This window comes from Vibrio sp. Vb1166 (genome assembly GCF_033338695.1).
Classification (GTDB): Bacteria; Pseudomonadota; Gammaproteobacteria; order Enterobacterales; family Vibrionaceae; genus Vibrio; species Vibrio alginolyticus.
On the sequence record NZ_JAWOTE010000002.1, the window covers coordinates 150,466 to 176,860 of the forward strand.

Below are 26,395 nucleotides of genomic sequence, written 5' to 3' on the forward strand. Positions count from 1 at the left end.
TATGTCTCAATTCGACCTACACTCTCCCCTATTTCATTGGCAAGGCCGTCATGATGCCGAGGACGGCAAGCTTGGTCAGCGAATTCATCACGTTGTTCAACGCCAAAAAGCAGATGAGTTGAGTGCCGTTGCGCATGGCGTCTCATTACTCGGTTTTGCTACCGACGCTGGCGTTGCGAGAAACAAAGGACGCATTGGCGCGAAAAAAGCGCCAGACTTAATCCGACGAGCACTCGCTAATTTAGCATGGCACCAAGACGCCCCACTATATGACTTAGGTACTGTGGTGTGTGAAGACGACTTACTGGAAGAGAGCCAAGCTCTATGTGCAGCAACCATTTCAAGCGCACTGCCCCATACGCCAGTCATCGTGCTGGGTGGTGGGCATGAGATTGCGTGGGCCTCGTTTTCCGGCTTAGCGGAATATTTTAAAGCGCACCATCCAGAGAAGAAGCCTAAAATCGGCATTATTAATTTCGATGCGCATTTCGATTTGCGCGCATTTGAGAGCAACCTCACCGACATAAGACCAAGCTCTGGCACCCCATTCAACCAAATTCATCATTTTTGCCAACGTAACGATTGGGACTTTCATTACGCTTGTATTGGTGTAAGCCGCAGTAGCAACACTAAAGCGCTATTTGAAAAAGCAGATGCGTTAAATGTTTGGTATGTAGAGGACCATCAGCTCTGCTACCTAAACCACAGTTATCACTTAACTCAGCTTCAGCATTTTATTGACGACTGTGACTACCTCTATTTGACCATTGATCTGGATGTATTTCCTGCCGCAACCGCACCTGGAGTCAGCGCACCAGCAGCTCGGGGAGTGAGTTACGACACTATTGCACCCTTTTTAGATCGAATTCTTCATTACAAAAATAAGTTAATGCTGGCTGATATCGCCGAATACAACCCAAATTATGACGTCGATAGTCAAACAGCACGATTAGCTGCCCGTTTGTGTTGGGATATCGCCAACGCGATGGCGGAAAAACAGCACAAACCATAATGCATCCCAGATGCCACTGATTGTTACGACCAAGCAAGTACTTGGTCATCACGAGAAACTAAAGGAGTCTGAAATGACACAGCGCCAGGGACAAGATCCACGACTTGATACAAGCAGAACAATTCGTGCACCTCACGGAGATAAACTGCGCGCAAAATCTTGGCTAACCGAAGCCCCTCTTCGTATGCTGATGAACAACCTTGATCCTGATGTTGCAGAACATCCACATTCACTGGTTGTATATGGCGGCATTGGCCGAGCAGCGCGAAACTGGGAATGTTACGACAAGATTGTTGAAGTACTTGAAAGACTCGAAGATGACCAAACGCTTTTAGTTCAATCAGGCAAGCCTGTTGGTGTTTTCCCTACTCATAAAAATGCCCCACGCGTGCTTATCGCAAACTCAAACCTTGTTCCGCATTGGGCAAACTGGGAACACTTCAACGAGCTAGATAAACAAGGCTTGATGATGTACGGCCAAATGACCGCTGGCAGCTGGATATACATTGGCTCGCAAGGTATCGTACAAGGCACATACGAAACGTTCGTATCTGTTGCAAAAAAACACTTTGACGGTGACGCAAATGGCCGTTGGATTCTAACGGGTGGTCTTGGTGGCATGGGTGGTGCTCAACCTCTCGCTGGTACAATGGCGGGCTTCTCCATGATTGCAGTAGAGTGTGATGAATCACGTATCGATTACCGCCTACGTACAGGCTATGTCGATAAGAAAGCGACTTCTTTAGATGAAGCGCTAGCTATCATTAAAGAGTCAGACACACCAGTATCGGTTGGTCTACTAGGTAATGCAGCAGACGTTTTCTCTGAGCTGGTAGAACGTAATATCACGCCTGATGTCGTAACAGACCAAACGTCTGCACACGACCCGCTCAATGGCTATTTACCACAAGGCTGGAGCATGTCTCACGCAGCAGAAATGCGTTTGCAAGATGAAGCAATGGTCGTAAAAGCAGCGAAAAAATCCATGGCTGTGCAAGTTCAAGCGATGTTAGAGCTGCAAAATCGCGGCGCCGCAACACTCGACTACGGTAACAACATCCGCCAGATGGCCTTGGAAGAAGGCGTAGAAAACGCATTCGATTTTCCTGGCTTCGTTCCAGCCTACATTCGTCCTCTATTCTGTGAAGGTATCGGTCCTTTCCGTTGGGCTGCTCTCTCTGGCGATCCTGAGGACATTTATAAAACCGACCAAAAAGTAAAAGAGCTAATTCCAGATAATCCGCACTTACATAACTGGCTAGATATGGCTCGCGAACGCATCCAGTTCCAAGGTTTACCTGCGCGTATTTGCTGGGTTGGTCTTAAAGATCGTGAGCGTCTTGGTCAAGCATTCAACGAAATGGTGAAAAATGGCGAACTTAAAGCGCCCGTTGTCATTGGTCGAGATCACTTAGACTCTGGCTCTGTAGCAAGCCCGAACCGTGAAACCGAAGGTATGATGGACGGTTCTGACGCCGTATCAGACTGGCCATTATTAAACGCGCTACTCAACACGGCGGGCGGCGCAACTTGGGTTTCACTACACCACGGTGGTGGCGTAGGTATGGGTTTCTCGCAACACTCAGGTATGGTTATCTGCTGTGACGGCAGTGAAGATGCCTCACAACGTATTGCCCGCGTGCTGCATAACGACCCAGCAACAGGCGTGATGCGTCATGCTGATGCGGGATACGATATCGCTAAACAATGTGCAGCAGAGCAAGGGCTAGATTTGCCAATGCTCAACGAAGAACTGAAGAAGCTCAAGTAAGGATGAAAGAGATGTTAAATTTAACGCTAAAGCCGGGCCATATTAGCTTAAACGAACTACGCCAAGTGAGCCGTTCACCAGTCAACCTTACTTTGGATCCTGAAGCCATTCCGGCCATTGAAGAAAGCACGCAAGTCGTAGACCGAGTCATCGCGGAAGATAGAACGGTTTACGGAATTAACACTGGTTTTGGGCTATTGGCTAACACACGAATAGCACCAGAAGATTTAGAAACACTGCAACGCAGTATCGTTCTTTCTCATGCGGCAGGTATCGGTGAGTTTATGTCAGATGAAACGGTTCGTCTGATGATGGTATTAAAAATCAATAGTCTGTCTCGTGGCTTTTCTGGGATTCGCCTAAAAGTCATTAATATGCTGACCGACCTAGTCAACGCACAAGTTTACCCTTGTGTACCTAAAAAGGGCTCTGTTGGCGCATCAGGTGACTTAGCTCCTCTAGCCCATATGAGCACAGTATTACTGGGAGAAGGGCAAGCTCGCCACAACGGTAATATCATTTCCGGGCAAGAAGCATTAAAAATCGCAGGTCTAGAGCCTATCACTCTGGCGCCAAAAGAAGGCTTAGCGCTACTAAATGGGACTCAGGCATCCACAGCGTTCGCATTGGAAGGCCTGTTTATCGCGGAAGACCTTTTCGCGTCAGCAACCGTTTGTGGTGCAATGTCTGTTGAAGCCGCTCTCGGCAGCCGACGTCCATTCGATCCGCGCATTCACCGTGTACGTGGTCATCGCAGCCAAATGGACGCAGCACTCGCATACCGTCATTTGTTAGACACATCGAGTGAAATAGGTGATTCGCACACTAACTGTGAAAAAGTACAAGACCCGTATTCTTTGCGCTGTCAGCCTCAAGTGATGGGTGCGTGTTTACAGCAAATCCGCAATGCGGCCGAAGTATTACAAGTAGAAGCGAATTCCGTATCAGATAATCCATTGGTGTTTGCTGAAGATGGTGACATCATCTCTGGCGGTAACTTCCACGCGGAGCCTGTTGCAATGGCAGCCGACAACCTAGCACTTGCGATTGCCGAGATCGGCAGCTTGTCTGAACGTCGTATGGCATTACTTATCGATAGCGCGCTATCAAAACTGCCACCGTTCTTAGTCGACAATGGTGGTGTGAACTCTGGTTTCATGATCGCTCAGGTGACCTCTGCTGCGTTAGCAAGTGAAAACAAAACGCTCGCTCACCCAGCGTCAGTAGACAGCTTGCCAACATCTGCAAACCAAGAAGATCACGTGTCAATGGCAACATTCGCGGCTCGCAGATTGAAAGAAATGGGCGAAAACACTCGCGGTATTCTGGCGGTAGAATACCTCTCAGCAGCACAAGGCCTAGACTTTAGAGCACCAAACAAGTCCTCTGAGCGTATTGAGATTGCGAAACAAATGTTGCGTGAAAAAGTATCGTTCTACGATAAAGATCGCTACTTTGCTCCAGACATTGAACAGGCAAATACTCTGCTTAAGCTGGCTATCCACAACACGCTCATGCCAGAGAGCTTGTTACCAAGTGTTCAATAACCAAGCATAACTGGCATTTCATCGAATAAACAGATAATGACTTGAAGGCTCTACGTTCAGCGTGGAGCCTTTTTACATACGATTAAACATGTTGATGGCACTATTTATGAACGCCTGTCTACTTTGATGGCTATACTTTAAAAGATAGGCGAGCGAAAAGGTCGTTGTTTATTGTTTTCACAAATAAAAGCGTTGCTAAAGTATGCGTTTTTAACGGTTTATCCGCCGAAATAGTGTCTTATTGTTAGGATACGGTGAAGTTTTCACTGGATGGACCATTGCTACGCAGATATTCGCATATAATCCCACACAGTTTTGGTTACTACGTAAAAATTATGTTTCTAACACCTTATTTTTCAAACACTAATCACCAGTTTCAGTTCACTCGCGAACAAGCAAGCCACTTTGCAAAACGTGTCGCAGGTGACTACAACCCAATTCATGATGAAGACAACAAACGCTTTTGTGTCCCTGGAGATTTACTTTTCGCTGTGCTTCTTAGTAAAGAAGGCGTTAGCCAAAAGATGCGTTTTAACTTCTCTGGCATGGTAAACGATGGTGTAGCACTTCATATTGAAAATAAGTGTGACAAAGAAAGCGCTGTTGTTGACGAGGCAGGTAAAGAATACTTACACATGTCCCGTGAAGGTGAAACTAACCACGATCCGGCATTTATTGAGCATGTCGTGACAAATTACGTGCAATTTTCTGGTATGAACTTCCCTCACATCATGGTTCCTCTTATGGAAGAGAAGCAAATGATGATTAACTGCCAGCGTCCATTAGTTATTTATGAAAGCATGGAAGTCGAATTTTCACGCTTAGACCTTACGCATCCAGAGGTGGATTTCACTGGCGCAACATTCGACGTAGAAGGAAAACGAGGTGTAGTCACCTTAAACTTTGCGTTCAAAGAAGACGGTGAAGTCGTTGGTAAAGGTATTAAGCGCATGGTTGCAAGTGGCTTGAAGCCATATGACCAAGAAGCGGTTGACGACCTTGTACGCCGCTTTAATGAACGTAAGGATGCATTCCTAGCAAAGTTCGTTAAGGCAGCCTAGTCGACTGCCCTATCAGAAGCGCACAAAAAACGTGTTTACTAAAAGAAAGCCCAACGTCTACCGTTGGGCTTTTCTTTTTATGTCTCATCCAAACAAAACTAAATGCAATGCTTAGAACCAGCGACGAACATGATTTTTATAATCCACATACTCTTCACCAAACAATCGCTCTAAAACGCGTTCCTCAGGCTTGATTTGAAACCGATTCATATAACTGACAAATATCACGCCACAAAGCACCACACTCAAGTGCTGCCACCACAAACCAGTTGCTATGATTAGAAGCAATAATGCCGTGTACATAGGGTTGCGTGAAAAGGCAAACACACCAGTTCTTACAACAGAAGATGCCGCTTCAGGTTTTACTGGGTTTACTGTGGTTTTTACTTTGCGAAATTCATACACGCCAGCAATGCCCATGTAGCCAGACAACAAAGTTAATACACCTACTACAAATTCAACAAAGGGTACTCGAATGTTCATGCTCGGCGTCAAAACTTTAAGTCCGTACATCAAAAGTATGACTAGCAAAAACACCACAACAGGTGGGACTTTGAGTTCAAGTTTTTTCAAGATTCATATCCTTTGAAAGGGTCTAAATACGGTTTCTAAAAAGCCCAGTAAAACTGGGCTTGATTTAGTCCGATTACAACAAAGTTAACAATGCCTGAACGGGATGCTTGGGCTTCGTTCCTTCAAAGCGTTTAACTTGGCTGCGGCAAGAATAGCCTGTAATCAAACATCTCTCGTTATCCAACTTATCTAAGCTTGGCTTCCAGCTTAAATTGTAAATATCTTTCGACATCGACAACTTATCAACCTCATGACCAAACGTACCCGCCATACCACAACAACCAACAGGTACCGTATTCAAAACTGCACCAAAGTGAGCAAAAATAGCGCCCCACTCTTTTTCCGCATTTGGCATTTTGGTTTTTTCAGTACAGTGCGCAAACAGATACCAAGGTTCCTGCGCCTTATGCTCTCCGCTTTCAAACGCTTCTAGTCTTGGGTAAAGCCATTCGTGGGCTGTTAGTACATCGAAATTACCTCGCTTACTGCCAAGCACTTCAGCGTATTCATCTCGATAACACAGCACCAAAGCAGGATCGACGCCAACTAATGGGATATCCAAATCCGCTACCATCGCCAAGAACTTCGCTGTGTCGGCTGCTGTGTCCTTAAACTGACGTAAAAACCCTTTAATGTGTTGTGCTTTACCATTCGGCTTAAACGGCAGAAGCACCGGATTCATACCCAGTTTTTTCAATAACTTAACGAAGTCTTCAACGACATCAGCGTCGTAGTAGCTAGTGAATGGGTCTTGAACAATTAAAACATGCTTGCTCTTTTCAGACGAAGACAAACCACTGAGCGCTTGCAGATCATAAGGCGTTGTCAGCGACTCTACTCGTTGTTTCAAGGTGGGTACTGATAACAACGGCGCATCGACATACCCGACCGTAGATGCCGTTAAACTTTTCACCCACGACTGCTTCAAAACACCATTTACGACACCTGGCGCTTTCGCCATCATCGGCAGCATAGTCTCAATGTTCGCAACCAGATAGTCTTTTGCAGGACGTTGATAACGAGAGTGATAGATGTTTAAAAAGCGTGAGCGAAAACTCGGAACATCGACTTTAATCGGACACTGGCTCGCACATGCTTTACACGCCAAACAACCATTCATCGCTTCATACACTTCGTGGGAGAAATCGTATTCGTGACGACGATTGATAGAATGACGTACACGGTCAATCATGGTTTTGATTGATGTTCTGTTTTCTAGCGTTTGCTTTTCTAAGTCAAGGATATCAATGCCTTGTTCAGTGAGCTGACGCAACCACTCGCGAACCAAACCCGCACGACCTTTCGGTGAATGACGACGATCGGCTGTTACTTTCATCGATGGACACATTGGCGAGCTAGTATCGTAGTTAAAACACAAACCGTTACCGTTACATTCCATCGCTTGTTTAAAGCTGTCACGTACTTGAACGTCAATCTGACGGTCATAGTAACCACGTTTGGTATCGGTAACTTTGACAAGCTCTGCATCACTATCCAGCGGTGTACAGATTTTGCCCGGGTTCATTTTGTTGTGTGGATCGAATGCCGCTTTCACACGTCTCAGTTCAGTAAACAACTCGTCGCCGAAAAACTCAGGGCCATATTCTGAACGGAAACCTTTGCCGTGTTCACCCCACATCAAACCGCCGTATTTCGCCACCAGCTTGACCACTTCATCAGACACTTCGTGCATCAATGCTTCTTGGTGCGGGTCACACAAATCCAACGCAGGACGTACGTGAAGCACCCCAGCATCGACGTGACCAAACATGCCGTAATTCAGAGACTTGCTGTCTAACAGTTCTCGAAACTCTACAATAAAGTCCGCCAGGTTTTCTGGTGGCACACAGGTATCTTCAGCGAATGCGACCGGTTTAGCACGACCTTTTGCTGCGCCTAACAAACCCACCGCTTTTTTACGCATGTTGTAAATACGCCCAATGCTCGCTACATCGTTACAAACTTGGTAGCCGATAATGCCCGCTTCTTCTGTTTCCAACATGGTATCGAGCTTGGCGGTCAATGCTGCAACCTGAGCAGCAACTTCCTCTTCGTCCTGACCTGCGTATTCCACCATATTGATGCCAAGCATCTCTTTATTTGGAACATCGGTAAGTAAATCGCTCACGGTGTGCCAAACGATATCTTGCTTCGCGAGATTAAGCACTTTTGAGTCAACGGTTTCTACAGACAGCGCCTTCGCTTCTACCATAAACGGTGCATTACGCAGTGCAGAATCAAAGCTGTTGTATTTAACGTTAACCAAAGTACGCGCTTTCGGAATTGGCGTCAGGTTAAGCTTCGCTTCGGTAATGAATGCCAATGAACCTTCAGCGCCGCACAGTACTCGTGTGATATCGAAACGGTCACCGTCTTCATTCAAGGCATTTTTTAAATCGTAGCCCGTTAAAAATCGGTTAAGAGGAGGAAACTTATCTACGATCTGCTGGCGTTTTTCACGACATACGGATTCCGTTACACGTAGCGCCTTGGCAGCAAACTCGCCTTCTTTTGGGTAACCATGAGACAAGTCCGACTCTAAAATTGAACCATCAGCAAACACCGCTTGTAGCGACAAAACATGATCGGATGTTTTTCCGTATTTCAGAGAACCTTGACCAGAAGCATCGGTGTTGACCATGCCTCCAATCGTTGCACGGTTACTGGTAGATAAGTCTGGAGAGAAGAAGTAGCCATAAGGGCGAACTGCGTCATTTAACTGGTCTTTCACTACACCAGTTTGTACACGAACCCAGCCTTCTTTCTCATTAATCTCAAGCACTTTGTTCATGTGGCGAGACATATCCACCACAATACCTTTGGTTAGCGACTGACCATTGGTCCCTGTGCCGCCACCACGAGGTGAAAAGGTAATTCGTTCGTACTTTTCTTTATTGCTCAGTTTCCCGAGGAGAGAAACATCTTCTGTCGTTTTGGGATGAACGACAGACTGAGGAAGTTGCTGGTAAACACTGTTGTCAGTGGCAACCGCTAGTCGGCTTGAATATTGGCTTTCGATATCACCAGTGAATCCGGCGTGCTCAAGCTCTTTCAGAAAACTAAGAACAAGAGGATCGACATCAGTTTGCGAGTGTAATCTTGGTAACATTTGCTTCCTGCCCCTACGACGCTGATCCGATCAGCTGCGGGTTGTGTAATTATTTGCTCACTTCTCATACAAATTGGCGCTAAGCGAAAAAAACACCACAAAAGAGTTAGTGAAGTAATATTCTTTGAATTTCGTCACTTTACAACATTTAAAAAGACGAGCAAATCAGAATCTCGATACAATAATTAAACTTATGCTTTATTTTTTCACGCTTGATGCCTTACATTGGGGAACGAATCGCGTTTCTAGATGAGTTTTCAGAATGAAAAAAAATAAAATTGTGACCACTGAAGATATCCTTCTCAAACTTTGCCAGTCTGTTTCTGGCGTACTTACTTCGGCGACATCTTCTCAAGTAAATTATTCAGCAATGGTGCAAAAAATCCACAAGACTAGCCTCAAACCAGATTTTGGCTGTTTTGTTCTGTTTGATGGCGGATTTACCGGGCTAGTTGTGATTAATTTTACGGCAAAAGCCGCACTGGAGATCTACACCAACTACATGCGTAATATGGGCATGCCAGAAGAAGAACTGGCAATATCTCATACTTCTGACGAGGTAGGCGATGTTCTGGGTGAACTCATGAATCAACTGGTCGGAGACTTCACTAATAAAATTCGTAAAGACCTGCAAACGAACATCACACAAAACCAACCAAAAATGCTGGCGCTGAATAAGCAAGTTATCTTACAAGTTGATACCAACCTTGACCGCCCTCAAGCGCGCAGAGTGACGTTCTCCACCGAAAACAACAATATTTTCTATCTCGAACTAGCAATGGATAAAACTGAGTTCATCCAACTGGAAGAGTTTGAAGTTGCTGAAGACGAAAACCCAGACGACATTTTAGAGGCAACACGTAAACAGTTGGCTGAGAAAGAATCTAAATCGTCGGGATCAAACGATGATGCCGATGACTTGCTCAACCAGCTCGGGTTGTAATTCTAACGAATCTTAATGAAGAATGGCTTCTTAGACACAAGTACGGCTTCATACTGATTACGACGAACTAAAACGCCAGCCTCGCTTAATGCGAGGCTTCTTTTTATGTGCAGAAATTATCTTCAGTCCCACCTTGTATTTCGTTTTTATGTCAAAAAAGGTAATATGTCTGACTTCATAAATTTTCTGCTTTCGTTACTGGTTGTCGATGGATAAACAAAAAGCTCTGAAAAAAATCGCCAAGTGCTTAGAACTGGGCAATTCCGCTAATGTTAATGAGGCTGCCAATGCTATCAAAATGGCACATCGCCTCATGCTTAAATATGGTCTCGATAAAGACGATATTGAGTTCATCAGAATGGGAAAAACACAATCTTCTCATCTGCTACCAGCGAACATCAGTTCTACCATATTGCGAGTGATTCGCGGCATTAACACAAAATTCGGTGTCGAAGCAGTATTGTTGAATCACAAAGGGCTCAAACGTGTCGAATTTATCGGTGAAGCAGATCGCGCTATTTTTGCTGCATTTGCTTTCGATATTGTTTATCGCGAGATGAACGAAAGTACCGGACAATTCCGAAACAGCTTTGCTGGCACCGGCACCTCTTCTCAGGAAGTGACTCGCCGTGTGAACTCATTTGTATCTGGCTGGGTGGAAGGCGCGATTGAAAAATTGCCAATTATTTCTCCAGATGAAGAGTCGGCCAATAAAATTAATGACTATATTGATAAAGAATTCCAAAACATTGACCGCGAAACGTTCAAGAAGCAATTGAAAGAAGCGATGAAAAACCTAACTGAAGACTACGAAGTGGGCTTAAAGAAAGGTAGAAAGGTTTCAGTTAACCGTGGAGTGGGCGGCGAACAAGCACGCAAAATGTTGGGCGATTCATCGAAATAGCCAGAATAGTAAAGGATTCACATAAGCAGCAATGACTTCGATGTCGATGGGGCTTACTTTGAGAGCTTTAGCAGTATTGATAGGAATTTTCTTACAGAAACTCTTATCAATCTTACTTTCTCATAACAAATATCAATGCTTGTTTATTCATAATTCGCATCCCATTATGAGGCATGGTTTCGCCTCAGTTTTATACGGAGATTTTCCCTTGAAAAAGATGCCTATTGCACTAGCTCTAGTGCTAGCTCTTACTGGCTGTCAAGCCACTCAACGCCAAAATGCAACAACGGGTGAATACGAAACTAACTCCACCACGCAAGGCGCGCTTATTGGTGCGATCGCTGGCGCAGCAATCGGCCTAGCAACGGGTGATGATGCTAAAGAACGTCGTCAGCATGCACTCATTGGTGCAGCCGCAGGCGGAGCGACTGGCGCTGGCGTTGGTTACTACTTTGACCAACAAGAAGCGGAATTACGTCGCGCTTTGCTAAACTCTGGCGTACAAGTTCAGCGTGTTGGTGAAAATCAGCTTTTACTGCGTATGGAAAACGGTATCGGCTTCTCTTCAAGCTCTTACCAGCTTGATGCTAGTATCCATAATACTCTACGCGGTGTTGCTCGCATCCTAGTTGAGTACCCAGATACCAGTCTCGTTATTGACGGTTACACGGATAGCACAGGTAGTGAGTCATACAACCAAAAGTTGTCAGAGCGCCGTGCAGAGTCCGTACGTCAATTCCTAGTATCTCAAAACGTTGCACCTGGTCGTGCAATTGCACGCGGCTACGGCGAACGTAACCCAATTTGCTCAAACCAAACTTCTGAAGGTCGTGCGTGCAACCGTCGTGTTGAAATCCAGATCTTGCCACTGAAGTAATTTGGTTGCACCATAACGGTAATAATAAAAAATTACCGGAGCAGGCCTAACCATTATCGTTAGGCCTGACATATTAATGTCTGTCAAAACGTCTGCCCTACTCTGCTTATTTAGCCTCAGTTTTTCTGGCTACTCACTTGCCTCTCAAGCTCCAAATGACCCCGTCGAACAATACGAGTACGCACAACAATTATTGGCATCAAACGAAGCTGAAGCCTCACCAGAAACGCGCTACTGGCTAGAGCAATCCGCCAACCAAGGTTACCTCCCTGCACAAAAACAGCTCGCGAACGACTTTGCTAAAGGGATAAATGGCGAAAAAAATGAAACACAAGCGTTATATTGGCTAACCTCTATCGCACTCAATGACCCAACCGATCGTGGCTTTCTTCTCGCCGATTTTATTCAGCGCAATCCAGATAAGGTCACAACTTCTCAATTGACTGAAGCCTTGTATCAAATGGCTTCTCAGCATAATCCAGCAGCAGAACAAGCTTATAATCAACTGTTAGAGCAGCGCTTCAACCAACTGCGAGCTAAACAAGTCTCGCAAATAAAGTCGCTCGATAAAAAGGCTGAGCAAGCACAGGAAGAGAAAAGCACAGTTGCAAACCCCAAAGTAGAACACTCGCCGTTTTTATGGCTGATCTGGCTAGCGGCGATACTCATCATCAGCGGCTTAAGTTTTCTCGTAATCAAGAAACTCAAGCAGAATAGAAAAGCGCGTGAAGCCAAAGAGGAAAGCCAAAATCAACGAATGGCGAAAAAAATAAAAGAGCTAGAGTTTACGAACAAGCAACTGAAGCGTCAGTTAGAGAAAGTATTCAGAGAGTTTAAGAAATCCAAAACTCAGGCAGAAAACCATAAGCTAAGCGTCGCATGCGCCATGCTTGGCTACACACCACAAACCATCCCTGATTTACAGGCAATCAAGCTACGCTATAGACAGTTATCAAAGCTTTATCATCCTGACACAAGGGGCAGTGAAGAAGAAATGAAGCGACTCAATCATGCCTTTAAGCTCGTCTCACAAAATGTTACAAAACAGTAAAAATAGGTCAGGATACTTTGGCTGCCATGCTTTTATTCCCATATAATCAAGCACCGCAATCGATCTCCCTCTCAAAGAAATTAACAGACATTTAACTTAAGTCGCGCTTTTATGCCATAATGCCCGGCGCAAAATAACACCTAACGACTCAAATTAATCTAGGTGGGGAGAAAATCAATGTTCACTGAAGAAGGCACCTGTGATTGGTGTAAAAAACCTAGTCTTGTAACTCGTCACGATTATTTAGATGGCAAGCACCACTACTCATGTAAAGCTTGTTACGATATGGCGAAAATCGACGTGCGCCTATTTAACCAAGGCGAATTGCAAATGCGTGAACGTTTGCAACGAGCGAGCTAAGCAAGACGGAATCAATGGAACTGATTTTCAAAAGCGCCTTTTATAAGGCGCTTTTTTGATCGCCCAAGCCTATTTCCAATCTCTATCTCGTATTCCCTCCTATCCTACATAGCATGTCGCATCGGTTATCAGCCCTCTTCCACTGTATACAAACCACTGTCCGTGAAAAACACCTGTATATACAGTAGTAAACCCCTGTATGTCTCTCGTCCAACTTTCTACTCACCTCACATTTTTAAATTGATGTTAGACATATCAGAAATGAAAAATAAACAAATGAATTCAATTACTTAAAGTAAAATCCTTTTATTTCCTTCTCAAAAAACCGCAAATAACTTTTGAGAAACTTGTTGATCAGGTCGCCAAAACAAACTACTGTATACACATACAGCATGTATAAAGGAACAGTAAGATGCAGTTACAAAGTCAATCTCATACATACTCTCGCTACAACGTATTGGCACAAGCAACTAAGCCCATGGCCGTTTCGGATCAGCTTCTATCTAAGCTGGCTGTTTTATCGCAGCAGAAACAATGGATTTTGTTTACAGCAGACTGCCCTCGTCCAGACTTTGAACAACTCACTGCTTCTAATATTTGCTGTAAAAACGTTATTCAAATGAAGCCCTCTCAACAGCTTTCAGAAGTCGAGATCGTGATAAAAGCCATCCGATCAGGTAATGCCAGTGCTGTTGTCGCATCCAATAAAATTGCACTTATGAATCAATCTATGTTGCGCGACGTGGCGCAGCGCTATCAGTGTGAAGTCTTTTTCGTCGAAGGCAGAGTTAATAAGTACCACTAATAAGTTCGACGTTATCTATCCTGCATCTCGCCTCCTTTTTAAGGGGGCATTTTTTTGTATTAAAGAAAACAGGCAAACGTTTGCTTTTTTCTCTGGCGAGTTAAAATAGTTCTGGTATGATGCCCACATTCGATTTATTCAGCGCCCACATTTTGCTGAATATCTTCTCTTTCTGACGTTTGATTAAGATGATAGGAATGTCGCAATGAGCCTTGCTAATCAAGTACTTGCCGTCAATGACGACCTGCCAATTCGCACCCATAAACCCGTTCATAGTGGAAAAGTTCGTTCAGTTTACTGGTTAACTGAAGAAGACAGCGCCCGACTGATCAAAGAAAAAGGATACAATGTCGCTCCAGATGCGCCTTTGGCTATCATGGTGATTAGCGACCGAATCTCTGCATTCGATTGTATTTGGCATGCTGAAGGTGGTCTTAATGGTGTCCCGGGTAAAGGGGCTGCGCTTAATGCGATTTCTAATCACTGGTTCAAACTGTTCAAAGAAAATGGCTTAGCAGATAGCCATATTCTAGACATTCCTCACCCTTTTGTTTGGATTGTACAAAAAGCCAAACCGGTAAAAATCGAAGCCATCTGCCGCAAATACATCACGGGTTCGATGTGGCGCGCTTACGCAAATGGCGAGCGCGAGTTTTGTGGAATCCAACTTCCTGAAGGGTTAGGAAAAGACAAAGCACTGCCAGAGTTGCTAATGACCCCATCCACAAAAGGCATTCTAAAAGGCATTCCCGGTGTGCCAGAAGCGGATGACGTAAATATTACTCGTCAAAACATCGTAGACAACTACGAAGCATTTAACTTCTCAAGCGCTGACGATATCGCACTCTACGAAAAATTGCTGAAAGAAGGCTTTAACGTTATCAGCCAAGCGTTAGAAGAAATCGACCAAATCTTTGTCGATACCAAATTCGAATTTGGTTATGTTCATGATGCTGCTGGCAATGAAAAGCTGATTTACATGGATGAAGTGGGTACACCAGACTCGTCTCGTATATGGGATGCTAAAGAGTACCAAGCAGGTCACATCGTAGAGAACTCAAAAGAAGGTTTCCGCCAGTTCCTACTTAACCACTTCCCTGACCCAGATATCTTGCTAAACAAAGAACGTATGCCTGAGCGCGAAGCTCTCGCTCGTGATAATGCTTTACCCGTCGAATCTTTGATGGCGATTTCGAGCACTTACATTGGTATTGCCGAGAAGATTACAGGCAAGCCGATTCATTTGAGTGAGAATCCGAAAGCGGAAATCATCGAGGTTCTGAGCAAAGAATACGGATTGATTGACTAGCACTGTCGCTAGATTGCTAAACGCTTTCCAATAAAAAGTCCGCACTAGCCTGCGGACTTTTTTCGTATTAGGCTCACCTTAGCCGATATTTAACGTAGTGCCATCTGTTGTAGAGGCTGACTTGGTCGTCACCTGATATGTTTTGTCTTTAATCGTTGATACAAAATACCAGGTCGACTCTGCCTTGTCGGGCGTAAAAGTAACGCGCATAAAGCCACGCTGTTTGATGTCTGCCCACTGTAATTCTGACACTAAGTGCGGCAGCGTGTATTCCATTTGAGCGATCGCGACAGGGTCTAACGCGAGGTAGGCCTCTAACCCAGGGGAACTCACAGAGCTAGTCGCAAACTCTACCCCGATAGGATGCTTAGATATGTCTTTAAGCTCACTTGCCCATGCGTTGTGCGTATCTCCTGCCAAGCAGACAAAGTTACCACTGCTGGCTTTGGCCAGTTGATAAACTTTCTCTCGCTCAACGTAGTAACCATCCCATGCATCTAGGTTATATGGCAAAGCAATGGTATCTAAACTTGGGTCAGAGAGATAACCCGTAATCGCAGAGTTTACCGCTAATAACGCCTCTGTTTTTTGTTCTTCAGTGACAGTAAACAATTGAAACATCGCGGTCATAACCGAACTTGGCAACTCCATACGAGACATTAACACTTGTTGCCCTAGCACATTCCAAGTTGCGTCGTGCGTACTGAACGCATCCATCAGCCAAGCGAGTTGGTCAGCGCCTAACAGCTCTCGGTCTTGACTGCGCGACTGAGCAACTAAACAGCCAATAGCTTCCATCGTTGGTGAGCTGAGCGAGAAATAATCCAACGGTTTATCACGCCCCACAAGTCGCGTGTCGAGCATCATCAAATTGACTAAACTTCCAAACGAAAACTGACGGTAAATCAGCATGTTTGAGAAAGTGTTTTCACGAACGGGCAACCATTCTGTCCACGCGGCAGCCGCAGCTGCACGACGATCATTAAAGCTGCCTTCCTCTTCTTGATGGTTTTCCGCACCATTTTTCCAAGTATCATTTGCAAGCTCATGGTCATCCCAGACAGCAATCATTGGTAGGCTCGCATGTAACGCTTGCAGATCAGCATCTTGGCGATATTGCGCATACCGTTTTCGGTAATCATCTAAGGTAATGCATTCAGTGCCTTTGCTTGGCTCTCGCCCTAGTGCCTCAGCATCTTCATTAGCGTAGCCACCAGCACCATACTCATATATGTAATCACCGAGATGAAGCACCACATCAAACGGGTCTTGCTCATGTTGATTTAAAATCTCTCGGTACACATGGAAATAGCCAGCAGGATAGTTTGCACAAGAAACAACCGCCATGGATGCCTTTTCTACACCATCCTCTGGTAATGTTTGAGTTTGCCCGACTTCGCTAGTGACATCTCCAACCATGAATCGATAGTAGTAACGAGAATTTGCGTTGAGATTTTGAACATCGACTTTTACCGTGAAATCTCGGCTCGTGTCCGTGGCAAAAGTGCCACTTTGTACGATATCAGTAAAATTTTCGTTAGATGAAACTTGCCAGCTTACATCTGCGTAGCTCGCTGAGGTTGTAACACGAGTCCAAATGATTACTTGTGTTTGAGTAGGATCTCCACTCGCCACTCCGTGCTCAAAGGTAACCGCAACAGATTCACTAGCATCGCTACCACAGCCCACCAGCCCGGTAACAATCGCCGTTGAAGAGGCAGCTTTCATAAAGTCTCGACGAGACAAAGACATATTGACTTCCTTTCTTATTGTGTTTGTTTTTATGCCCAAATGACGTGGTGACTCGATCATCCTTGTATGCCAATAAGGGACGTTAATTCGAACTTACAGTACCAACCACTTAGTCGATAATTTGTCCTAAAAACACAAAGTTAGAAGCTAGTTATGACAATTGCATTTCCAAACGTTACATTTTTGTTAATTTAAGTGCAAATACTCTATATTCATCACACTTCCTAAGACCTGTGACAAAAACCTCAAAATAAAAAAGCGACCTACTTTGAGGTCGCTTTTCATTGCACTATTGTTAAGTGGTACATCGATGAAGTGGAAATGCTCAGCCTAAAACTTGATGTTAAGGACATCTTGTTCTGACGTATCCACCTTCAACTGACTGCGAGATTCTATGTACTCGATTTGCTGAACATCGAGCGAATATGGCATAACGACTCGCAATTCATTGATCCCTTCATGTTTAGCTAGCTGGGTTAAGCGGACCAAATTGGATTCATCACTTTTACGAGAAGACATCGATTTTAATGCGGCATCCCACAACCGATCTTCAGGCTTGCTCAATTCCGCAATGTTCTGTTTCCACATCAAACCGAAAATAGGCGCGATGGTGGCAAATGCCTCTAAAAAGGTCCATTTTTTACTACCTGTCGCTCCTAAAAAGCTAGTGTAGTCGAATTCAATGCACGTCTTTCCTTGTTGATCCATTCTATGCCCCCGACACTCGAAAATGAGATATACCAAATATCGTTCAACTGTTTTGATATAGCAATGGGATATAAAACATTCGTCTTTTATGCCCTAATTTACATACAAAAGGAAATATTAAAACCAGCTTTGTAACAACTGATGTACAGCTTCGCCATATATAAGCATTCAATTGATTAATATTTCAATTAAGAAACTAAAAACAACACGCAAGTAACGCTATCAATATGAAATCATTATAGATTCACCAAGAAAATATCAATTCTTGTCACAACGTCATCCGCCGACCTACTTTACATCAATCACTCGACTGGCCTTTTTATACTGTATCTTCCAACCAGCCCAACGTGGCAGCTCCCAACGCTTCGGGTCCCCCTTACGGTTTCCCTCTCGATAAACGACCTGTACCAGCTTGCGAGACGCGTAATACTCGACATCTAGTTGGAGTTCTGGCAGCGAAAGTTCTAAAGGGTACTGCTCCGTGAAATCGTCGTATTCCCATTCTGGAACACCGTTAAATGTTAAGTCTTCTGGTTCAAACAACGCCATATCATCGATGTTTTCAACGCCTAATGTTTCCAACTGATCCTTTAACCAGCTAGAAAATGTCAAGGAGGCCAAGTCGTTAACCTCTTCTCCTTCGGCATTAAGGCCCAATGCGTTGTAGAGTTTCCAGTGTTGGATTTGCTGTTTTCTTTGAGAAGCAAAACCTGGTAACAGTGTCTCGTCTTCTATCATTTCGACAATAGACTGAACAGCAACATCACCTTTTAACGCTTGATGTTCAGTACAGATTGTTCGCCCGGCGTAGACCAGGTGCATTGTTGCTCTTGGGGTCTCCTCTTCATAATTCGTCTCACCTTGTTGCCACTCCCCAAATTCAAGTTCGCGTAATAATGTCAGCGGGATAGGCATCATAACCGATGCGAGGTTCAGTGTTTGCTTAACGCCTCGTCCTGGCACGCTATGGCTATCTAGCACGATGGCCGCTTCTTCTTTATCAGGAAAGCGGCTGTTACGCCCAACCAGCATCTCGACTACGCCATTTCCTAGAGCATCCCTTCGACGAGCTCGTCGGACAAACACAAGCTCAGGGTGCAATGAGGCGATGGAGAAAAAGAGCGCTTCACGTTTATATCGAGAGGCAACGTCAAGTTCCGGCAATTCAAACACTTCTCGCATTTGTTTCGCTAAACCTTGTGCCTCTTCGAGCGCGCTAGCATCAATGATAATGCCTGAGAGTTGCTCCCCCCGAACCAAACGGATCAGTAAAGAGGCATCACATCCGTATGGCTCATCTTGAGATAGAAGCTCAGCGACTTCACCACTTTGTCGCTGATAGAGCTGCGCAGGCACAGATAAGGCGGCAGCCAAATCAATCATTGCTTCCTTCTCTGGCTTCGCTTGAATTCTGGTAACGAGATCGGCAAACAGTGCATCAATAGGTAGTGGATATACTTTTCTCCCGTGCTGCGTGACATTGCCATCCTCATCAATCGCTTGCATAGATAACAATGTCGAATGAGATGCCTCTAGCGACTTTGGGGGAATTGAGTCGAGAAAATCGAGTGTTGAGAGACGGTACCCACAACAAGCCGCTGCCAGCATGGGCTCGACGAGCTCTTCTCTGTGTAATTCTGGAGGTGTCACCAACTCTAAAGGCGCGTGCTCACCATATAGACGAATACAAGCCCCTTCGGTAACGCGACCTGCTCGCCCCATTCGCTGCGCGGCACTGGCCTTAGAAATGTTGGTTAATGTCAGTGCTGTACGTCCATTTCGTTGTACAGTTCTGCGCTCTAAACCACTATCGATTACCACACGGATATTAGGAATGGTCAGAGAGGTTTCCGCGACGTTGGTTGCCAATACGACTTTCCGTTGCTTTTGTACCGTCAGCGCACGATGTCGTTCTTCATCACTGACCGAGGCATGAAGTTTAACCACCATGACAACACTGCTGCTTTGTAGCATCTGCGCGCATTGGGCGATCTCTTTACGTCCTGGGAGAAAAACAAGAATATCGCCATCTTCATCTTCCAGTGCTTCTTTTACCGCTCCGACAACCTCCTGTTCACATCCCTTTTTGTTCGGTAAATAGCGGCTGTCTGTAGAACGATGTGTCACCGTGACTGGAAAGCAACGTCCCTCCGAACTCAGGCGCTTAGCATTCAGGTAACGAGCAAGCTTTTCGCCTTCTAAGGTAGCGGAAGTGACGATCAATCGATGTTGATTTTCTTGCTTCAAAATGGCGGTTAATAGATCAATATCCCAGCGTCGCTCGTGAAATTCGTCCACTATCACGACATCAAAGTCTGCTAGCTTGTTTTCCGAAAACCAACGCAGTGCAACCCCCGGAGTCACAAATACAACTTCGGTTTTTTCATCAAAGTAGGCATGAAGCTTGATCGCGTAACCGACTTTGCGACCTATTGGCTCTCCAGATTGCTCCGCAAGAAATTCAGCCAGCGAGGTACAAGCAATTCGACGTGGTTCAATAACCAGAACGCGTCCGTGTTTTGCCGCCCACATGGGCAAGCGGGTAGATTTACCCGACCCGGTTTCGGCTTCCACCACAAGATGGTTAAGGCTTACATGATGGTCAAACTCGGCTTTCAGGCTGTCGATAGGTAGTTGAAACATAGAAATTGGATTTGATTTGATGATGCAAAACATTATACCCAAGTAAAAAAATCCTGCTTTAGGTATCTCTAAACAACCAATATTGCCGATATTTTCGTCGGTATCTGAATTTTTTTGCGACATTACATTGATGTGCATCAACGCATGTTTACAACTAAATAGTGAACCCGTTAAAATTTGGTGCGCATCCTTCAACCCTACATAAGGCACCCAATGAACAACGATAAACGCCCACTATATATTCCATATGCGGGTCCGGCTCTTTTAGCAACCCCTCTTTTGAACAAAGGCAGTGCATTCTCTGCTGAAGAACGTAGTTCATTCAACTTAGAAGGTCTGCTTCCAGAGTCGACCGAAACTATCCAAGAGCAGGTGGAACGTGCCTACCAGCAATACAAAAGTTTCGAAAGCGATATGGATAAGCACATTTATCTGCGTAATATCCAAGACACCAACGAAACATTGTATTACCGCCTAGTGCAAAATCACATTTCTGAGATGATGCCTATCATCTACACACCGACTGTTGGCGCAGCATGTGAAAACTTCTCTAACATTTACCGTCGTGGTCGTGGTCTGTTCATTTCATACCCAAACCGTGACCGTATTGACGACTTGCTGAACAACGCAGCAAACCACAACGTTAAAGTGATTGTTGTGACAGATGGCGAACGTATCCTTGGCTTGGGTGACCAAGGTATCGGCGGCATGGGTATTCCTATCGGTAAACTGTCACTATATACCGCGTGTGGTGGTATCAGCCCTGCTTACACGCTACCAATCGTGCTTGATGTGGGTACCAATAACCCGCAACGCTTAGCTGATCCGATGTACATGGGTTGGCGTCATCCTCGTATTACGGGTGCAGAATACGATGCATTTGTAGAAGAGTTTATCCAAGCGGTACAGCGCCGTTGGCCTGATGCTTTGATCCAGTTCGAAGACTTTGCTCAGAAAAATGCGATGCCTCTTCTAGAGCGTTACAAAGACCGCGTGTGTTGCTTCAATGATGATATTCAGGGTACTGCAGCTGTTACTGTTGGCTCTCTACTTGCCGCCTGTAAAGCAGCAGGAACTCAGCTTTCTAAACAACGTATTACCTTCCTAGGCGCAGGGTCTGCTGGTTGTGGTATCGCAGAAGCGATCATCGCACAAATGGTATCGGAAGGAATTTCTGACGAGCAAGCTCGCTCACAAGTTTACATGGTTGACCGTTGGGGTCTGTTACAAGAAGGCATGCCTAACCTTCTTGATTTCCAACAACGCTTGGTGCAAAAGCATACCAATACGAAAGAGTGGGAAAATGAAGGAAATGGCTTCTCACTACTCGATGTTATGCGTAACGCCAAGCCAACGGTACTAATTGGTGTTTCTGGTGCGCCTGGCCTATTTAGCCAAGAAGTCATCGAAGAAATGCATAAACACTGTAAGCGTCCGATTGTCTTCCCTCTGTCGAACCCAACAAGCCGCGTGGAAGCGACACCGAACGACATCATTCGTTGGACAAATGGTGAAGCACTGGTTGCAACAGGTAGCCCATTTGAGCCAGTGGTTCATGAAGGTCGCACTTACCCTATTGCACAATGTAACAACAGCTACATCTTCCCAGGCATTGGCCTTGGTGTACTTGCTGTCAATGCAAAACGTGTCACTGACGAGATGCTAATGGAATCAAGTCGCGCGCTAGCAACATGTTCTCCTCTAGCAATCAATGGTCGTGGTGCACTACTTCCACCACTGGAAGAGATCCACTTAGTGTCGAAAAAAATCGCATTTGCCGTTGGTAAAAAGGCAATTGAACAAGGTGTCGCATTAGAAATTACTGATGAAGCATTGAACGTGGCAATTGAACAGTCGTTCTGGCAACCTGTTTACCGCCGCTACAAACGCACTGCGTTCTAAGCTTGAGACAATTCGTTTAATAATTAGCCCCTACCATGTAGGGGCTTTTATTTTTTTATCATCCTAACCAGATTTTGGCATAAATGGGCTTCTCTCTTTTTGTTTCTATCAGATATGATGAGAACTACATTTTTAGTTAAGGATATAAAACGTTTTGTTGTTTTCTCGCATAAGATCAAAGTGGAAGCTGAAATTTTCCTGGAAGCGATTTGCTTTGATTTTGTCGATCTCTGCACTTAGTCTGCTTGTTTCTGTTATTGCCATCGACCGATGGGTGGTTTTACAAGCCAAAGAGAGCATTTTCACTGAATACGAGCAAATCCCTCAACATGAGGTTGCCGTAGTTCTTGGTACCAGTAAGTACATCGGAAAGATCCTCAACACTTACTACACTCATCGCATTAATGCGGCGATTGAGCTTTACAACCAAGGCAAAGTAAAACAGTTTTTATTGAGTGGCGATAACGCCCACCGTTCATACAACGAACCGTGGACAATGAAACGCGACTTACTTAAAGCAGGCGTGCCTGAAGAAGTGATTCACCTTGATTATGCTGGCTTTCGTACCTTAGATTCGATTGTACGAGCGAAAAAAATTTTTGCTTCGGAGCGATTTCTGATTGTGACTCAGCGCTTTCACTGTGAACGCGCACTGTTCATCGCTGATGCTTACAGCATTGATGCGCAGTGTCTCGCGGTAGCAGGGCCGACGGCCAACAAGCAAAAAACATCGATGCGTGTTCGAGAACTGCTAGCCCGTGTGAAAGCGTTTTTAGACCTGTATATTATCAATACGCAGCCTAAGTTCCTTGGCCCTCAAGAACCTATCGTTGCAGTAAAAGAGCCAAATAAAGCAGCTAACGAGCCTCTTCAAGTCCCCGTCGAATAGAGGAATAACGTGGCTCACAAGCCTAGTAACATTTCTATAAAACAAATGGGTAGTTTTCTACCCATTTCCAATTCTCAACATCACACTTTCTAATTTGCTCTACGATTCAGGCAAAACTCTTTTTCGCATTCAAAGTAACATTTCATCAATAAATAACTACAAGTCAGTTACTTTGCCATAAAAAAACCGACAAAAGGCAATGCAAAAGGAGCACTACCCATGACCGCACTCGCTGTGACATTGAAGAATTGGTTCTTCACTCGCAACAGCATGATTTTGAACGCGAATATCCTATTGTTCATTATCTTGTTTAATACCTTACCCTTTGAACCACAAGTAGTAACCGGCCTGAGCATCTTAGTTTTTGTTGCTATTCTGTGGCTAACCGAAGCGATTCACGTCAGCATTACTGCGCTGCTCATACCACTACTTGCGGTATTTTTGGGTGTGTTCAACACTCAAGCCGCACTGAATAACTTTTCCAACTCCATCATTTTTCTATTTTTGGGTGGTTTTGCACTAGCTGCGGCTCTACATAAACAAAAGTTAGATCAAGCGATTGCAGATAAAGTACTATTGCTGGCAAGAGGAAAAATGTCTGTCGCTGTATTCATGCTATTTGGTGTGAGTGCTGGCCTGTCAATGTGGATTTCAAACACCGCCACCGCCGCGATGATGTTACCGCTTGTGCTGGGTGTGATGACAAAGCTAGACGCCAAGAAAAACCACAACACCTTTTTGTTTGTTCTACTCGGTATCGCTTACAGTGCTTCAATTGGTGGTATTGCAACACTGGTTGGTAGCCCACCAAACGCAATTGCAGCCGCTGAAGTTGGCCTAAGCTTCACTGAATGGATGAAGTTTGGTGTACCTATTTCCCTAGTATTAATGCCAATCGCTATCCTCGTATTGTACACGATGACTAAGCCTGACCTTAGCCACAAGTTTGACCTTGACCATCAACCAGTCGAATGGACAAACGGCAAAATGATTACGTTGGCGATTTTCTTACTGACCGTGACGTTGTGGATATTCAGTAAGCCTATTAACGCTATGCTGGGTGGCTTCGCGAAGTTCGATACTCTTGTAGCTATTGGCGCCATCCTTCTACTTGGTGCTTCTCGCGCCGTCGAGTGGAAAGATATCGAGAAAACAACCGACTGGGGTGTGTTAATCCTATTTGGTGGTGGTATCTGTTTGAGTAACGTCCTAAAAGCAACCGGAACAAGCGTATTTTTGGCTCATAGCTTGTCAGGCTTTCTTGAGCAAGCTGGTATTCTCTTAACGATTCTTGCAGTGGTTGCTTTTGTTGTCTTCTTAACTGAGTTTGCGAGTAACACCGCCAGTGCTGCACTACTTGTCCCTGTATTTGCGACCATTGCAGAAGCCTTAGGCATGTCTCCGGTTATTCTTTCTGCACTGATTGCCGTCGCTGCATCTTGTGCATTTATGTTACCAGTTGCAACACCTCCAAACGCGATTGTGTTCGGTACGGGTCATATCAAGCAAAAAGAAATGATGCGAATTGGTTTCGTATTAAACATTGCCTGTATTGCTGCACTAACGCTTTTCGCTTGGTTGTTCTGGTAAAAATAGCAAGTTCGATTAGCACTACACTGCTGCTCACGGTAATCGTATCGATAACCCAAACTTCCCCCCTAAGTGGTGTTCAGCAGTTTCCCTCTTGGTGGCCAGTTGGCCACCTTTTTTCTTTCCTTTAAGTGAACGGCTATCAGGCTTGCTTCTTTTCGCAAGCAAGTAAACCATAATGAGCTTCCACTCGGTTGCGACCATTGCGCTTCGCCTGATACAACACTTCGTCAGCTCTCGCCATGGTTTCTGAGACGCGTTCATTCTGCATTTGGGCAACGCCAATACTGCAAGTTAATGATTCACCGTGCACCCACAAATGATCCTCCACATTTTTGCGAATCATTTCTGCCTTCTCTAACGCTTGTTCAATATTGGTATCAGGGCAAAATACGACAAACTCTTCGCCGCCCCAACGAACGAGTCGATCGTCTGAGTAAATAGAAGTCGCTACCACCATGACAAATTCGCGCAATATGTCATCCCCCATTTGGTGCCCAAACTTGTCGTTCACCTTTTTAAACTTATCCAAGTCCAAATAGAGAATACTGAAGGTGTTATGCCCCCAGCGAACCTGACGAGATTGTTGTTCCAGCCAGTGTTGCACAGCATATCGGTTCATCGCGCCCGTCAAAGCATCTCGATGCGCTAACTCTGCAAACTCATAGTTTTGAGCTCGCAAAGTATTATTCACCTTTTCCAAATGACGGTGACGCTTTTGCGCTTTTTCATAAGCCACTCTATTTTTTCGTAACTCATGCAGAGAAAAAGCCAGTCCAAGCGCCATCCAAGAGATTAATAATGCATACAACAATGTTTCTTGCGCAAGGTAAGCGCCTTCAAACTCAATTTTATCAATCACAATTCTATGTTTACCAAGTGCCGCACCAGACCCAGTTGCAATATCAATACGTGTGATGTTTGAAAATTCAGGTGCGGAGTGTTCAATCGCGACTCCGTTATCTACTAACCACCAGGTCATCACCTGAAGATTTTTAATCGGAATTTCGACAATATCGCTCGAACCCGATGGAGAAAACTGCATGCCATTATATTTAATGGTGTACTCGTCGTCCGGCTTGGAATACTCAGAATTATAATTGCGAAGATACAAACGTAGGTCGTGGCTAGGGTTAGCCCCTATTCCTGCCTCTTCATATCGCACCTTCAATCGAATCGTATGGTAGTTGGAAAGGTCAATACCCTGTGTTGGCGTTGCTGAATCGGTATAAACCGAGATTCCGCAATAAGGCCAAGCATACGAGCTCTGCTTTAGTTCACAGCTAAGAACTAGGCTTTGCCGATCGTATGTGATATCTGCCTCACTCACACCTCCTTCACTGGCATCTTTAGTTGCATAGATATTGAAATGCTCAGGTGTAATGGTCAGCTTTCGCGTATCGCCAAGCACACTATAAAGGGCAACCAAACTGATAGTGCAAATAGAAAGAGCAAAGATAAAGTTATGGATCCACTTCATGGGCAAGTGACCTGCTGAGATTATACAATACGTGGGGTTCAATAATTTCAAAAAATGAAATCAAGGTAATTTATCAAGAAATAAAATCGCTTTTTCATTCAATTCTTAT

At 44.8% G+C, this 26,395-nt stretch carries 20 protein-coding genes; 14 read left to right on the forward strand and 6 right to left on the reverse strand.

What is annotated here, in order from left to right; genetic code table 11:
• The first annotated feature begins 1 nt into the window (after position 1).
• The 4 genes from hutG (at position 2) to R7E51_RS03150 (ending at position 5,391) form a co-directional block, all read left to right on the forward strand.
• On the forward strand, positions 2-1,012 hold the full coding sequence (hutG, locus tag R7E51_RS03135) for a formimidoylglutamase (protein ID WP_206957330.1): 1,011 nt from the start codon (positions 2-4) through the stop codon (positions 1,010-1,012).
• Between the two features lie 73 nt (positions 1,013-1,085).
• Positions 1,086-2,783, forward strand: coding sequence for a urocanate hydratase (hutU, locus tag R7E51_RS03140; protein ID WP_025998636.1), 1,698 nt, complete (start codon positions 1,086-1,088; stop codon positions 2,781-2,783).
• An 11-nt stretch (positions 2,784-2,794) separates the two neighbouring features.
• Complete coding sequence (hutH, locus tag R7E51_RS03145) at positions 2,795-4,330, forward strand: histidine ammonia-lyase (protein WP_017634855.1); 1,536 nt, start codon at positions 2,795-2,797, stop codon at positions 4,328-4,330.
• Positions 4,331-4,665: 335 nt separating this feature from the next.
• Complete coding sequence (locus R7E51_RS03150; RefSeq protein ID WP_017821813.1) at positions 4,666-5,391, forward strand: DUF3581 domain-containing protein; 726 nt, start codon at positions 4,666-4,668, stop codon at positions 5,389-5,391.
• 111 nt (positions 5,392-5,502) lie between these two features.
• On the opposite strand, the gene R7E51_RS03155 is transcribed toward R7E51_RS03150, so the two are convergent.
• Both R7E51_RS03155 and ydiJ read right to left on the reverse strand, forming a co-directional pair.
• Positions 5,503-5,964: a methyltransferase family protein gene (locus R7E51_RS03155; RefSeq protein ID WP_206957332.1), complete on the reverse strand. Its 462-nt coding sequence runs from the start codon at positions 5,962-5,964 to the stop codon at positions 5,503-5,505.
• A gap of 73 nt (positions 5,965-6,037) precedes the next feature.
• Positions 6,038-9,073 carry a D-2-hydroxyglutarate dehydrogenase YdiJ gene (ydiJ, locus tag R7E51_RS03160; protein WP_017634858.1) on the reverse strand — a complete coding sequence of 1,012 codons (3,036 nt, stop codon included), beginning with the start codon at positions 9,071-9,073 and terminating at the stop codon, positions 6,038-6,040.
• A 262-nt stretch (positions 9,074-9,335) separates the two neighbouring features.
• Here ydiJ and R7E51_RS03165 point away from each other — a divergent pair, with 262 nt between their 5' ends.
• The 7 genes from R7E51_RS03165 (at position 9,336) to R7E51_RS03195 (ending at position 15,322) form a co-directional block, all read left to right on the forward strand.
• The gene (locus R7E51_RS03165) at positions 9,336-10,016 is read left to right on the forward strand and encodes a DUF3334 family protein (RefSeq protein WP_005388843.1); all 681 of its coding nucleotides are present in this window, start codon (positions 9,336-9,338) and stop codon (positions 10,014-10,016) included.
• Positions 10,017-10,224: 208 nt separating this feature from the next.
• Entirely contained in the window at positions 10,225-10,920 is a 696-nt protein-coding gene (locus R7E51_RS03170; protein ID WP_005377954.1) for a DUF2786 domain-containing protein, read from the forward strand.
• 217 nt (positions 10,921-11,137) lie between these two features.
• Positions 11,138-11,797, forward strand: coding sequence for an OmpA family protein (locus tag R7E51_RS03175; protein WP_172462919.1), 660 nt, complete (start codon positions 11,138-11,140; stop codon positions 11,795-11,797).
• Positions 11,798-11,873: 76 nt separating this feature from the next.
• On the forward strand, positions 11,874-12,848 hold the full coding sequence (locus tag R7E51_RS03180) for a J domain-containing protein (protein ID WP_017820827.1): 975 nt from the start codon (positions 11,874-11,876) through the stop codon (positions 12,846-12,848).
• 177 nt (positions 12,849-13,025) lie between these two features.
• Positions 13,026-13,208: a hypothetical protein gene (locus R7E51_RS03185; RefSeq protein WP_005377960.1), complete on the forward strand. Its 183-nt coding sequence runs from the start codon at positions 13,026-13,028 to the stop codon at positions 13,206-13,208.
• A 412-nt stretch (positions 13,209-13,620) separates the two neighbouring features.
• Positions 13,621-14,013, forward strand: a complete 393-nt coding sequence (locus tag R7E51_RS03190) for a SulA-like leucine-rich domain-containing protein (protein WP_017820828.1) — start codon at positions 13,621-13,623, stop codon at positions 14,011-14,013.
• Between the two features lie 205 nt (positions 14,014-14,218).
• Positions 14,219-15,322 (forward strand): phosphoribosylaminoimidazolesuccinocarboxamide synthase, encoded by a 1,104-nt coding sequence (locus R7E51_RS03195; protein WP_005377963.1) that lies wholly within the window; start codon positions 14,219-14,221, stop codon positions 15,320-15,322.
• Positions 15,323-15,400: 78 nt separating this feature from the next.
• On the opposite strand, the gene R7E51_RS03200 is transcribed toward R7E51_RS03195, so the two are convergent.
• The 3 genes from R7E51_RS03200 to R7E51_RS03210 all read right to left on the reverse strand — a co-directional run bounded on the left by R7E51_RS03200 (position 15,401) and on the right by R7E51_RS03210 (position 20,425).
• Entirely contained in the window at positions 15,401-17,074 is a 1,674-nt protein-coding gene (locus tag R7E51_RS03200; RefSeq protein WP_206957334.1) for an alkaline phosphatase D family protein, read from the reverse strand.
• A 330-nt stretch (positions 17,075-17,404) separates the two neighbouring features.
• The gene (locus tag R7E51_RS03205; RefSeq protein WP_005377965.1) at positions 17,405-17,782 is read right to left on the reverse strand and encodes a hypothetical protein; all 378 of its coding nucleotides are present in this window, start codon (positions 17,780-17,782) and stop codon (positions 17,405-17,407) included.
• Between the two features lie 288 nt (positions 17,783-18,070).
• Positions 18,071-20,425, reverse strand: coding sequence for a helicase-related protein (locus R7E51_RS03210; RefSeq protein WP_206957406.1), 2,355 nt, complete (start codon positions 20,423-20,425; stop codon positions 18,071-18,073).
• Positions 20,426-20,638: 213 nt separating this feature from the next.
• Here R7E51_RS03210 and R7E51_RS03215 point away from each other — a divergent pair, with 213 nt between their 5' ends.
• From R7E51_RS03215 to R7E51_RS03225, 3 genes are all read left to right on the forward strand, one after another.
• Positions 20,639-22,327 (forward strand): NAD-dependent malic enzyme, encoded by a 1,689-nt coding sequence (locus tag R7E51_RS03215; RefSeq protein WP_005377977.1) that lies wholly within the window; start codon positions 20,639-20,641, stop codon positions 22,325-22,327.
• 154 nt (positions 22,328-22,481) lie between these two features.
• On the forward strand, positions 22,482-23,216 hold the full coding sequence (locus tag R7E51_RS03220; protein WP_005388862.1) for a SanA/YdcF family protein: 735 nt from the start codon (positions 22,482-22,484) through the stop codon (positions 23,214-23,216).
• 219 nt (positions 23,217-23,435) lie between these two features.
• Positions 23,436-24,806 carry an SLC13 family permease gene (locus R7E51_RS03225; RefSeq protein WP_017634863.1) on the forward strand — a complete coding sequence of 457 codons (1,371 nt, stop codon included), beginning with the start codon at positions 23,436-23,438 and terminating at the stop codon, positions 24,804-24,806.
• 142 nt (positions 24,807-24,948) lie between these two features.
• On the opposite strand, the gene R7E51_RS03230 is transcribed toward R7E51_RS03225, so the two are convergent.
• Positions 24,949-26,286 (reverse strand): GGDEF domain-containing protein, encoded by a 1,338-nt coding sequence (locus R7E51_RS03230; RefSeq protein WP_206957337.1) that lies wholly within the window; start codon positions 26,284-26,286, stop codon positions 24,949-24,951.
• Positions 26,287-26,395 lie beyond the last annotated feature (109 nt).

Bases quoted from the DNA above. Each gene is read 5' to 3' on its own strand.
- R7E51_RS03185 (WP_005377960.1), top strand. From the start codon at position 13,026: ATGTTCACTGAAGAAGGCACCTGTGATTGGTGTAAAAAACCTAGTCTT.
- R7E51_RS03180 (WP_017820827.1), top strand. From the start codon at position 11,874: ATGTCTGTCAAAACGTCTGCCCTACTCTGCTTATTTAGCCTCAGTTTT.
- hutU (WP_025998636.1), top strand. From the start codon at position 1,086: ATGACACAGCGCCAGGGACAAGATCCACGACTTGATACAAGCAGAACA.
- hutG (WP_206957330.1), top strand. From the start codon at position 2: ATGTCTCAATTCGACCTACACTCTCCCCTATTTCATTGGCAAGGCCGT.
- R7E51_RS03175 (WP_172462919.1), top strand. From the start codon at position 11,138: ATGCCTATTGCACTAGCTCTAGTGCTAGCTCTTACTGGCTGTCAAGCC.
- R7E51_RS03195 (WP_005377963.1), top strand. From the start codon at position 14,219: ATGAGCCTTGCTAATCAAGTACTTGCCGTCAATGACGACCTGCCAATT.
- R7E51_RS03230 (WP_206957337.1), bottom strand. From the start codon at position 26,286: ATGAAGTGGATCCATAACTTTATCTTTGCTCTTTCTATTTGCACTATC.
- R7E51_RS03210 (WP_206957406.1), bottom strand. From the start codon at position 20,425: ATGTTTCAACTACCTATCGACAGCCTGAAAGCCGAGTTTGACCATCAT.
- R7E51_RS03225 (WP_017634863.1), top strand. From the start codon at position 23,436: ATGACCGCACTCGCTGTGACATTGAAGAATTGGTTCTTCACTCGCAAC.
- R7E51_RS03165 (WP_005388843.1), top strand. From the start codon at position 9,336: ATGAAAAAAAATAAAATTGTGACCACTGAAGATATCCTTCTCAAACTT.
- ydiJ (WP_017634858.1), bottom strand. From the start codon at position 9,073: ATGTTACCAAGATTACACTCGCAAACTGATGTCGATCCTCTTGTTCTT.
- R7E51_RS03150 (WP_017821813.1), top strand. From the start codon at position 4,666: ATGTTTCTAACACCTTATTTTTCAAACACTAATCACCAGTTTCAGTTC.
- R7E51_RS03200 (WP_206957334.1), bottom strand. From the start codon at position 17,074: ATGTCTTTGTCTCGTCGAGACTTTATGAAAGCTGCCTCTTCAACGGCG.
- R7E51_RS03215 (WP_005377977.1), top strand. From the start codon at position 20,639: ATGAACAACGATAAACGCCCACTATATATTCCATATGCGGGTCCGGCT.
- R7E51_RS03190 (WP_017820828.1), top strand. From the start codon at position 13,621: ATGCAGTTACAAAGTCAATCTCATACATACTCTCGCTACAACGTATTG.
- R7E51_RS03205 (WP_005377965.1), bottom strand. From the start codon at position 17,782: ATGGATCAACAAGGAAAGACGTGCATTGAATTCGACTACACTAGCTTT.
- R7E51_RS03170 (WP_005377954.1), top strand. From the start codon at position 10,225: ATGGATAAACAAAAAGCTCTGAAAAAAATCGCCAAGTGCTTAGAACTG.
- hutH (WP_017634855.1), top strand. From the start codon at position 2,795: ATGTTAAATTTAACGCTAAAGCCGGGCCATATTAGCTTAAACGAACTA.